The 12,200-nt window shown below is 47.1% G+C and carries 7 protein-coding genes; 2 read left to right on the top strand and 5 right to left on the bottom strand.

From position 1 onward, the window contains the following. Nucleotides 1–188 precede the first annotated feature (188 nt). Together PAHA3_RS18665 and PAHA3_RS18660 are read right to left on the bottom strand one after the other, a co-directional pair. Nucleotides 189–3,242 (bottom strand): hybrid sensor histidine kinase/response regulator, encoded by a 3,054-nt coding sequence (locus tag PAHA3_RS18665; RefSeq protein WP_062836255.1) that lies wholly within the window; start codon nucleotides 3,240–3,242, stop codon nucleotides 189–191. Continuing rightward, on the bottom strand, nucleotides 3,239–4,387 hold the full coding sequence (locus PAHA3_RS18660; RefSeq protein WP_062836254.1) for a response regulator: 1,149 nt from the start codon (nucleotides 4,385–4,387) through the stop codon (nucleotides 3,239–3,241). Before PAHA3_RS18660 ends, PAHA3_RS18665 begins: the two co-directional genes overlap by 4 nt. Before the next feature lie 219 nt (nucleotides 4,388–4,606). Between PAHA3_RS18660 and PAHA3_RS18655 the strand changes: the two genes are divergently transcribed. Continuing rightward, complete coding sequence (locus PAHA3_RS18655; RefSeq protein WP_062836253.1) at nucleotides 4,607–4,813, top strand: DUF2536 family protein; 207 nt, start codon at nucleotides 4,607–4,609, stop codon at nucleotides 4,811–4,813. Nucleotides 4,814–5,261: 448 nt separating this feature from the next. Next, entirely contained in the window at nucleotides 5,262–7,028 is a 1,767-nt protein-coding gene (locus tag PAHA3_RS18650) for a leucine-rich repeat domain-containing protein (RefSeq protein WP_235599503.1), read from the top strand. Between the two features lie 270 nt (nucleotides 7,029–7,298). On the opposite strand, the gene PAHA3_RS18645 is transcribed toward PAHA3_RS18650, so the two are convergent. The 3 genes from PAHA3_RS18645 to rlmD form a co-directional block, all read right to left on the bottom strand. Continuing rightward, nucleotides 7,299–8,972 carry a GTP-binding protein gene (locus tag PAHA3_RS18645; RefSeq protein WP_062836251.1) on the bottom strand — a complete coding sequence of 558 codons (1,674 nt, stop codon included), beginning with the start codon at nucleotides 8,970–8,972 and terminating at the stop codon, nucleotides 7,299–7,301. A 1-nt stretch (nucleotide 8,973) separates the two neighbouring features. Next, entirely contained in the window at nucleotides 8,974–9,873 is a 900-nt protein-coding gene (gene cysD, locus PAHA3_RS18640; RefSeq protein ID WP_062836250.1) for a sulfate adenylyltransferase subunit CysD, read from the bottom strand. A gap of 509 nt (nucleotides 9,874–10,382) precedes the next feature. After that, nucleotides 10,383–11,984 (bottom strand): 23S rRNA (uracil(1939)-C(5))-methyltransferase RlmD, encoded by a 1,602-nt coding sequence (gene rlmD / locus PAHA3_RS18635; RefSeq protein WP_062836249.1) that lies wholly within the window; start codon nucleotides 11,982–11,984, stop codon nucleotides 10,383–10,385. Between the last annotated feature and the right edge of the window lie 216 nt (nucleotides 11,985–12,200).

The raw sequence follows: 12,200 nt of genomic DNA, 5'->3' as shown, positions 1-12,200 counted from the left end.
AAAAAACCTTAAAAAACGATGTTATTCGACATGTTTCGACGAACGATTGGACTTATGTATCTTTTGCCTTGGAGCAGCTTGGACATTCGAGTCCAACCAATCATATTTTTGATAAACTAACGTTCAAATCAATACAAAAAAGCCCCATCGTAAGTACGATGGAACCCATTGATATAACACATCTTCTCTTAAGACAGTACATTAGGAATACGAAAAGCAACACTCGTTCCACGCCCTGGCTCACTCGTTAGCGCCAGTGAAGTTCCATATTCAAATCTCAATCGCTTATCGATATTTCGCAAACCTACTCCTTGCTGGACGTAGGACTCGCTTTGTTCAAGTAATATCTTCATACGATCTGAGGGGATTCCGACTCCGTCATCGGATACAACAAATAACCAATCCTCTTCTGATCTCTCTACTGTCAATTTCACTGTACCGCCTTCAATTCGGTCTCCGATGCCGTGGCGAATTGCATTTTCGACCAACGGCTGAAGCAGCAACGGTGGTATTTGTAGACGATACGCCTCTTCAGGAATCTCGTATTGGACGCAGATACGGTCCCTGAATCTTGCCTGCTCAATCTGCACATACGTTTGAATAAGCTTGAACTCCTCATCAAGTTCGATGCGTTTATCCGAATTGCTAAATCGGAAGCTCCCTCGCAAATAATCAGCCAACGCGATAATCATGTTCCGCGCACGCTCTACATCTGTATAACTGGAGGCAACGATACTATTAAGAACGTTATATAGAAAATGCGGCTTGATCTGCGATTGAAGGAACGCCACCTCCATATAAACTGCGCGTCCCAACGATTCCTTCATGGCAAGCAAACTTCCGATTCGGGCTTTCAATTCTTCCACATCAAACGGTTTAGGCAAGTAATCGTTTGCCCCAACCTGATATGCAGCCACCTTATCTTGTGGCTGTATTGCCGCAGTAACCATTAACACGGGCAACTCCAAGAGCGAATAGCGCTTGCGAATTTCTTGGCATACTTCATATCCGGACATGCCTGGCATCATCAGATCCAGAATGACAAGATCGATTCTGCCCGGTTGTTCGATCTGGTGAAGTGCTTCGTATCCATCTTTGACCGCGATGACACGATAGTCATGGGATTGCAGTGTATCCAGCAAGACCTTCAGATTCACATACTGATCATCGACGATCAAAATTGTGCGCTTACCATCAGGATTCGCAATATACGGTGTAGGAAACGAATATTCATTTTCCAGAGGTTGAATGTAGGATACAGATAAATGATCCAGGGTAGCTATACTTTCCTTAATTGAGGTTGCCCTCGGCAGCATAAACGTGAATGTCGTCCCTACATTCAGCGTTGAGCTCACGGATAGTGTTCCTCCTTGCAGATTGATCAGTTGCTTTGCGATAGACAGCCCCAGCCCGGAGCCGCGTTGGCTTACTCCTTCCATGGATTTGAACGGCTCAAAGATATACGGCATATCCTCCGGATGGATACCCGCTCCCGTATCCTGTACTTCGAATTGCAACAGGTCTCCTTGTTCCTTCCCAGCAACAATAATCGTTCCGTTCTCCGTATACTTGATTGCATTGTCCAACAGATTACTAATGATCTGGCTTAACCTGATCTCATCAGCATAAGCGAGCGGTAAGTCCGCTGGCACCTGATTGACGAGTTGAATCTCCTTTTCCGTACTGAGATAAGAGTAGAAACGGATTTGCATCTCTACGACCGAACGGACATCGACCGGTGCCGGATCAATTCTAAGCTCTCCCTGTTTCAGCTTGGACAAGTCCAAAATGTCATAGACAAGCTGAGAGAGCTTCCTGGTAATGTCGATCATCAGCTGCAGCTTCTCTCGCTGTCCTGACGTAGGCGGTATAGCAGTATCATCGAGCATAGAACGGGATATGTTCATAACGCCATGAAGAGGCGTCTTGAATTCGTGTGAGGTGCGTGCGAGAAAATCATCCTTGTGCTTGTCTGCCTCTAGCAGCTGTCCCGAGAGCTCCTCTATCCTTTGGAACGCGTTTGAAAAGCGAAGCGACATCAACAGTGCAAGCATGAGCAGTACAAGAAACGGCTCGACGGGTGGTAGCGAATAGATTGGAACGCCAAAGTAGACGTTTAAGTTTTGGTTCAACACCAGCGCGTTCAAAGCCATAGCCGCCACAGCCAAATACCAGCTGCCAGCCACTCTATGGAGAACAGCGTAAACAAACACATAGGTGGCGTACAACAAAGCTAACGTGACGTACAGTGACGTCACAAGGCGAAACGGCCCTGTCGTAAGTTGCGTAGCAAAGCCCATATGCAAGAGAAGTAAAGTACCCCCTGATAGTAGTCCTGCCTTCGTAAACCATCTATAGCTGTAGGGACGAAATGCGGTATACACATACAATAAAAATCCTACACCTACCCCGATTGTCGAAACCATTTGAATGCGAAAATATAGCCAAAATGGAAGTGGACCCATCGCATCGAACAGCACCCTCTCACCACTGACGCTTGTAAACGCTGCGATAAATACACAGACGAGTCCAAATACAACAAGGGACTGATCATTCCTACGCTGAGAAAATAATCCGATAAAATAAAGCCCCATGATCAGGAAGGCTGTTAGGGCAATCCAGTCATGTGCTGTCGCGACATCCCGAATTCTTGCGATCTGGTCAGCCTTGCCAAATTGGATAGACTCTCCAATTCCACTTGTTACCCGGAATTCATGGTTGGCAACCTCAATAACGATATCGTTCCAACCTGGCTTTAGTGTGAAATAGCTGACATACGGCTTGTTAAGTGCCCAATAACTGTCTTTGTTATCGGGATGCCCGCTGGAGCCTACGACTTGTCCGTTGACAACAAGCCTGTTGGAGATCAGAATGGCTGCCGTCTTCATTCCGTATATCACACTATCGTCATCAATTAAAAGCCTTAACCGATACGTTGCCACACCCAACGTATCCATCTGTTTGGACCATGATCCTGGCACCTGAATGAACGAAGGGGCTTCATCTCTCGCTTCCTCAGAGGTGGGGGGATGGCTGAAGAGTAGCCGATTCGGATAAAACTCCCATTGCCCATCTAGCCGTACCACACCGCTCTCCTCAAATGCCCAATCGGTCAAGTCCATGGCCCCGTTCGCCGCGATCGGCATGGTTTTCTTGTTCATTGTGAAGTAAGTCAACAACACCCCATAAGTGGCAAATAACATTGTTATCGTAATAAGTAAAGCAACGATTTTGCGCTTCATCGAGCTGTGCGTTCCGATCCTTCTATCGTTTTCTGAACCAATAACAACGTCTCCTCCTCCAGTTCTGTTCCAAGTTGTATACGCACGGCTTGCTCTAACTGCAAGCTTACACGGTACGCCTCACTGCGGTTGTTCAGGTCCAGATAAAGTTTAATCAGCGCGCGGCCGTCAATCTCGGAGTCAGGAACAAGCGACAACAACCTCTGCAAGCTATCCGCTGCAAACAAAAGCTTTCCTTGACTACGGTAATGCACATGCCATTTTCGAAGCGCACGGACATACAACGATTTGATATCCAACTGTTTGGCAATTGCCCAGTCGAAATTGCATCCATCCATATAATCTCCGATGTACATCTCGTTCATCTGATCATAGTGCATCTCATTCATTTGCTCTTCCGCTAATATTCTGTTTAGCAATGTCTCGAATTGAGAGACATCTATTGTAATGTCGTTCAGGTCGGCGGAAAACCCCTGATTTCCCTTTCGGATATGGATCGCTACCTTATGTTCTGTCAAGCTTCTCCGAAGATAAGAGAGACAGGTGTACAAATACGATTTGGCTTTTTCGAGATCGTAACCCGGCCACAATGCCTCAATAATAACAGCAGCACTTACACGCTTGCCTTCATGATGAATCAGAAATGCGCATAGCTCCCTCTCTTTTTTCGTTTTCCAAATGACTTCCTTGCCTGTTTCACCCAGTGATACGATATGAAATCCTCCGAGAGAAAGAACTGACGGCACTGAAGGCTTTTTTAGCTCTGGTGGACTGGCCTGCTTGTAAAGATTTTTGGTTATCCTTGCCACCGTAGTTTGTAACCGGTTCACCGTAAACGGCTTCAACAGATAATCGGTTGAATCAATCTCAAACGCTTCAAGTGCATATTCAGCGTAGGCTGTCGTGAAAATGATGGGCAGGTCAGGAGAAATGCTCCTTATTCGCCGGGCTGCTTCGGTGCCCTTCATACCCGGCATCTGGATATCCAGGAACACGGCGTCTACCATGGTTCGGCTTAAATCTTCTAGCGCCTGAATAGGATTTAGATATCTTCCTGCGATTTCCACATTCCCTATTTGACCAAGCAATATTTCAAGCAGATCCAGTGCATCTTCTTCATCGTCAATCAATATGACACGTATCATCGGCTGTTCTCCTTTTCCGTTCATGCTGAAGATTGGCGGCCTTGAGTCAATGTTCCATTCACAATATTTATAAATATATATCGGGCGAGTGGCTTCGTCTCTTTATATCCTGATATGTTAGGTGCAATTAATCTTGCCGAACTGGAAAAGCTCCTCTAAAATGAAGCTCGGCAGGCATTTAACCTGCAGATCCACATTTGGAGGAGGCATGACTTAAATATGGAAATTTCACTGGATATAATTAAAGATAAAGTCGAATGCTTGCAGGCTTATGACTTTCACGAACTGGCGCGAGCGATTGAAGAACGAATTGAAATCAACAAAGCGCTAATGCTGCGAGTGAAGCAAGTTCAACATCAAGTAACATTTGACCCTATTCGTACCAAAATGTTATATAGTGCAGTTGTGCATTTTGCCGTAGATTAACGGATTAAGATTCGGAATAATGAAACATCGACCTTTTCGATGTGGTTAGCTTAAACGAAATTAATATGAAAGATATTTCAAATCAGATTGTAGATGTTGATTCGGAGAAAATAACCTTTTATTTCACTCCAGATGGACCACATATCGTTCAAAAAAGCACGATCACCTTTATTAAATAATGCCTACCACCAGCCACACTTTAAATAAGACCAAAAAGGAGCAGGATTCCCCTGCTCCTTTGCTATGTGAAACTTCTTTCTCTCATCAAACGTAAATTCACAAGGTATAATGAAATCAGATGACCGTTCAGCATGATCTTATGACCATCATAATGAAGGAGGGGACATTCGTGGCGTTTATCCCGCTAAACTGCCCCAATTGCAACGGAAGAATTGAATACAAGAAGGATGAGGTTTTAAAGTGTCCCTATTGTGAAACAGAGCTTTTATTGAAGCAAAATCATGTCTATTACGTAGACCAGACCATTAATCATTACCACGGAACACCCCCTAAAGCACCGTTGAAGCATACTGCCTCCGTAAAGGCAATGCTGATACTGATGTTCGTCCTAATTGGCGCCATCGGTACATATTTTTATTATAGCAACAGCTCCACATATCCAAAAACAGAAGCCAATCTGCCTGTACGAAAGATGCCTGAAAGCGAGGTTCTTCTCTCATTTTTGCGAGATATCTTCGATAAAGGGTCCGCCTTGCCGACAGAGGAGGAATTGGCTCGTCTTCGCTTTTTAACCGTAGAGCATTCGGAGAATGATCAGTGGAAGTTTACATATAGCCTCTCCGATCCCTTCAGCGATGAACAAGCCGAGAAGATCACTTATATTACTCAGGACAAGAAACTGAATAGCCAGCGGATTGATCAGCGAGATTTTGAAGCTTTTACGGGACTGACTGCATTGGACCTGACAAATACCTATGAAATATCCCAGACGGACCAAACCACTTTGGCCCATATGCCCGGATTAAAAAGTTATGGAGGGGCTTTTAACGAATCCTTTAGTACGTTTTCGGGCTACTTTGGCGACAAGTCTAAAATCACGGAGCTTACCACCCAGCTTCGCAGCAATCAGGAATTGGCCCTGTTGCTAGAATTACCCAATCTGAACTCTTTATCCATTACCTATGTGGATGAGTCCGTAACAGATTTTCACTTGTTAAACCAATTGCCAATCAAGTCCCTGTCGCTCACCTTTGTCGATGAACTCGGATGGTTATCGTCCATGACCGGGCTGTCATCCTTGTCCATACATTACAGCGAAGCCACAGACCTGCAGCCGCTGTACGCCCTGACCCAGCTTCAGGAGCTTCAGTTGTCCTATTTATCGAATGTAAAGTCCATCGACTTTGTGCAAAATATGCCTGCTCTACAAACGCTAGATATCGAAAATGTGAACTTTTCCAATCTGGAGCACTTGACCGGTAAAAACTCCATTACTACGCTACGCTTGGCTTCTCTAAGTCAGCTTGGTTCGGTAAAAGCCATAAACAGTCTGCCCTCTCTGCGGGAATTAACGTTGTCCGGCTACTACGAGAATGCAGAAGCGCTGACACTGCCTAAAGTAAAGCGAGTGGAAATTCCAAGCTCCTTTCTCACCGGGCTAGAGGCCGCGGCTACAACCAGTCTGACGCTCCGTGGCGGAAGTGGCGAGTTGAACTTGGCTGCGCTGGGGAAATTTCCGAAACTGGAACAACTCTCGCTCTGGGAAATTGATGAAATAACCCAACTTGGTGCCCTGGACAGCTTGTCCCGCCTAGAGACCTTAAACATTTACGACTCGTCACTGTTCAAGGAAAGCGATGCCTTATTTCGTTTGAAGCAGGTCAAATCTCTGATGTGCTCCGAGTGTAGGCTGAACTTTGAACAAAAGACGGCCACGGAGAACAGCGTGCTTGAACATTTGATCTTAGAGCAGCCATATTTCAGTATAAACAACACCTCTGTTACTGAAGTTGACCAAATGATGCCTTACTTTGCCAATATGTCCGCTCTACGTTCCTTCACTCTGCAAGACAGCAATCTGGCTTCTCTCGAATTCATGAGCAACTGGCAAGCCATAGAAAAGCTTCATCTCGAGAACAACGCCATTTCCAATATCGAGCCCCTAAGCCAGCTGCCTGATCTGCAAAAGGTATATCTATCGGGTAATTCGGTACAAAATAAGTCCGTGCTTGGTACGGATGTGCATGTGTATTAATTACCGCTTGGGATGATGGGGAGATTTAGACTACTGTAGTTAATGGATGGTATTGAAACAAAGACAAAAAGGGTTCCCCTTATGCAGTTCTTCCTGCATGGGGAACCCTTTCGGTGCTTTATATCAATTCAGAAGCCTTCAATAGGGTTATATACAGATCTCCTTCCTCAGGATAAAGCAAATCCAGAGGTCCCTCTCCCCATATAAAGGGATCTTGACGAAACAAACAAGCGGCTGCCTGATCGGCAACCGCTTTATCGGACATGCTTATTAAATGTCGTAGTTATTCGAAGGACTGTGATCGATAACGGATTGCACGACTCGTTTAACCACGGATTTCGCGGCATCCTGGGTGGACATTCCGCCGATCTCTTCCGCGTTAACTTCGATAAATCCTTTGCCCCCGATGATCTCTCGAGCTGTCTCAAGTTCGCCCGCACTGATAGAATCATGGGATACCAGTGAGATCAGACCGGCGTCGTTCAACACCTTTGCCATCTCCGCCGTACCGCGGAGCGTTTCTCCACTGACGCTCTCAAGCAGCATCGTATGGTAACCGGATGACATTAGTCGCTTCTCCACTTCCTTGGCGAGAGCTACCGTATCCGAGCCAGCCAACCAGACCGTGAGCGGAGATTGTCCTTTCTGCTGGGCGCGAACATCTCTCGTGATCCCCGTATCCAGCGTGGCAAATCGGCTTTCTCCCTTCAGCGCTTGATCGATGACTCCGCAAGCAGACGTCATGTTAGTGACACGATCAATGAGGATAAAACCTCCGATGCTCTTATTGTGTTCAAAGGAATCGAAGACGATCTGATCTGACAGTGTGAATTCACACTTGGCCAATTCGTTCTTAACAATTTGATCGGCCGGAACGGTATGGCCCGTGTTAATGTCAATTTTATGGGTAATCGCCGTTACAGTGCCCGGAAGAGTCTTCGTTCCGACCTTTACCCAATAATGCTTGCCTGGAGTCAGGACGGAATCGTCCATCCACAGGATCGTAGAAGCGAAGCTGTCAGCTTCTTGGACTTGATTGTCTATCGTGAGCACACAGCCCCGCGAGACATCCACTTCGCGGTCCAGTTGTATCGTAACCGGTTGGCCAGCATAAGCCGAATCCTGAGCTTGGTCCGTCACCAAAATCCGCTTAACCTTGGCTTTCTCCCGACTTGGCAGAGTCATGAGTTCGTCTCCGACCGAAATATTTCCAGCCTCGATCTGGCCCTGGAACCCACGGAACGTATGGTCCGGTCTGCTTACACGCTGAACCGGCATCATGAAAGGCTTCGTATCATCGGTAGTATGAACATCTATACTTTCCAAATAAGGCAATAAAGCTAACCCCTCGTACCAGGGTGCATTCGGCGACTGGGTTGTAATGTTGTCCCCTTCCGTAGCGGACACGGGAATGACCTGGATGCTCTTGATTTGGAATTCAGCCGTCGTTTGAATGAACTCTTCCTTAATCGCCTCGAACGTCCTCTGATCGAAGCCAACCAGATCCATCTTGTTCACAGCCAATACGAGATGCTTGATCCCCATCAGGGCGCAGATCCGAGCATGGCGTTTGGTCTGGGTAATGATGCCTTTGGTAGCGTCCACTAGAATGATGGCTAGATCGGCAAAGGAAGCGCCTACAGCCATGTTGCGCGTATACTCTTCGTGTCCCGGTGTGTCCGCTACGATGAAGGAACGATGAGACGTCGTAAAATAACGATATGCCACATCAATGGTAATCCCTTGTTCGCGTTCAGCCAGCAAACCATCGAGGAGCAGCGAGTAGTCGATTTTGCCGCCTCGGCTTCCCAATCGACTATCGAGCTCAAGCGCGCGTTCTTGATCGGCGAACAGCAGCTTGGCCTCATAGAGCATATGTCCGATCAGCGTGGACTTGCCATCATCCACACTTCCGCAGGTAATGAATTTAAGTAGACTCTTCATGTTAGAAATAGCCCTCCCGTTTGCGTCGTTCCATGCTTCCCGCCGCTTCTTGATCGATAACCCGACTGGTACGTTCGGAAGATAACGCACCCAATGTCTCCTCAATGATCTCATCCAGCGTAACGGCATCGGACTCGACTCCGCCCGTGAGCGGGTAACAACCCAACGTACGGAAGCGAATCTTCTTCATCTCTACCTTCTCGCCAGGCTCAAGCTTTATCCGCTCGTCATCCACCATGATGATATGCCCGTCACGATTAACGACCGGTCTTACGTCCGCGGAGTAAAGCGGAACGATATCGATGTTCTCCCGACGAATGTATTGCCAGATATCCTTCTCAGTCCAGTTGGACAGCGGAAAGACTCGAATGCTCTCTCCCTTGTTGATTCGCGTGTTGAACAGCTTCCACATCTCCGGACGTTGGTTCTTCGGGTCCCACGAGTGGTTCTTGTTCCGGAACGAGAAAATCCGCTCCTTCGCACGCGACTTCTCCTCATCACGTCTTCCGCCACCGAACGCAACCGTGAATCCGTATTTGTCCAATCCCTGCTTCAGGGCTGTGGTTTTCATAATGTCGGTATATGCGGAACCATGATCGAAGGGGTTGATTCCTTGTTGAATAGCCTCTTCATTAGAGTGCACGATCATTTCGATACCAAATTCCTTCGCCTTTCGGTCGCGGAACTCAATCATTTCCTTAAATTTCCAGGTTGTATCGATATGCATGAATGGGAACGGCGGCTTCTCGGGGTAGAAAGCCTTTAGGGCCAAGTGCAGCATGACCGAGCTGTCCTTGCCGATGGAATACAACATGACCGGTTTCTCGCACTCCGCTGCTACTTCTCTGATAATGTATATCGCTTCAGCCTCAAGTTGATCCAGATGTGTTAATTCTTGCATGGCAAGGCGGCCTCCTTTTAATCCTCACTAAAACCATCGTATTTATAAACTTATCCTATCAGATTCCATCTTTATTGCAAAGTGGAAAAAAGTAAAATTTATGATGTCTATGATTGAATCGACAATATTCAGCATTGAGTAGCGGTTCCCTCCTATAATAAAATCGCCTGAACGAATGATTTGTGCTGAGCTGCAAATGGAATCGATTGATTAACGATCTCTATTACAATCATGATTGAGGACCATGGAATTTGAAAAAGCTGCCGCCTGTAAAGTACAGACAGCAGCTTCAGATAAATCCAAGGATCCATTTAGTATAGATTAAAAGGCAAACTGACAAAAAAGACGCTGGGTAAATTTCTTCCCAGCGTCTTTCATTTCTTTATCATCTGTTAGTCTTCTTCAGTTTAGAACCTTAAGCATATTTGCGGTAATTCTGCTTCGAGTACTCTGTTATATAAACCAAGGATATTTGCATCAGACGATAATCTCTTAGATATCAATTGTCCTTAGTCCCTAACTAACATCGCCACCGACTCCACATGCACCGTATGTGGGAACATATCCACCGGCGTTACCTCAACCGTGCGATACCCGCCATCCTCCAGCACACGTAAGTCACGTGCCAATGTGCTCGGATTACAGCTCACATACACCACTCGCTCCGGCTTCATCTCCAGAATCGTTTCAAGCAAGCGTGGATCACAGCCCTTACGCGGCGGATCGACAACGATCACGTCGGCCTCGATGCCTTGTTCTTTCCAGCGTGGAATAACGTCCTCGGAAGCACCAACTTCAAACTTAACGTTACGCATCTCGTTCAACATGGCATTGCTACGCGCATCCTCGATCGCTTCAGGCACAATCTCTACCCCATACACCTGATCCGCATGTTGCGCGAGGAAAAGAGAAATCGTACCGATGCCGCAATAGGCATCAATCACAGTCTCTTTGCCACTCAGTCCAGCATACTCTACCGTCTTCCCATACAGCACTTCCGTCTGCACCGGATTCACCTGATAGAATGAACGGGCCGAGATCGCAAACTGTACATCACCGATATAATCATAGATTACATCACGGCCCCACAGGACACGGGTCTCATCGCCGAAGATGACGTTGGTCTGTTTCTTGTTCACGTTCTGGCAGATACTCGCTACATAGGGAATCGCTTCACGGATACTGCCAATCCATTCGTCTTTGTACGGAATGTCTCGGCCATTGGTGACCAGAACAAGCATCATCTCGCCAGTACGGAACGCCTTCTTCACAACCACGTGGCGCAACAAACCGCGACCTGTCTCTTCGTTATATGCGCTAATTCCAAAATGGCTGCCTATTTCCTTGACCTTCGCAACCACTTCGTCATTGTGCTCATGTTGGATAAGGCAGCTCTCCATATCAATGATCCGGTGACTTCCTTTAGCGTAAAAACCACCTACCAGACCACCCTCGGCTGCTCCAATCGGCACCTGTGCCTTATTCCGATAGCGCCATGGCTCGTCCATGCCCATCGTAGGCAGTACGCGAATGCCCTGCTCCGTATCTTCTGCATCCTCCACCATCACGTTCAACTTGCCAATCCGTTGCAAATTATCGATCACCAACTGGCGTTTCCACGCAAGCTGTCCAGCATAACTCATATGCTGGATCTGACAACCACCGCACTGATCATAGATCGGGCATGGCGCGGACACTCGATCCGGGCTTGCCTTCACGATCTCCAGCAGTTTGGCGTAGCCGTACTGCTTTTTGGTCTTCATCACGCGCACACGCACGGTTTCACCTGGTAGCGCCCCCTGCACGAAGAGCGTGTATCCATTCGCACGACCTACACCCTCACCGTCATGGTTCATACCAATGATGTCGATGACGGTCTCTTCATTTTTGCTAACGGGCAGACCTTCGATTGGTGCAGATTCACGCGCTCTCCCCTTTGGACGAACGGAAGAAAGAGATGCGCCTTGTGGCCGCACCTCTTTTCCCTGCTGACGTGTAGATGGACGAGATGATTGACTTGGCTGACGGGACGCTGAAGCGTTCCCTTGCCCCTGAGAGGCAGCCGAATTCCGGCGGTTTTTTCCACGACCGCTGCGGTTCGTATTTGACAACGTACATTCACTTCTTTCTTCTTATATGGTATCACATCAAAAATAACGTTCCGAATTTCTAATGAACTTCAGAAACGTTATATCATCCTAAGATGGTGTTTTCCGACCTTTTTCGGTCATTTTCTCCAAAATAACGATGCTGAGATTCGTTAGATTCGCAGGTTCGACCATTTCGCCACATTAAGGCTTTTCGAGTTCGTTAAGCTCAACACACGG

This window comes from Paenibacillus amylolyticus (genome assembly GCF_001570725.1).
Classification (GTDB): Bacteria; Bacillota; Bacilli; order Paenibacillales; family Paenibacillaceae; genus Paenibacillus; species Paenibacillus amylolyticus_A.
This window is presented reverse-complemented; position numbering and strand designations above follow the sequence as displayed.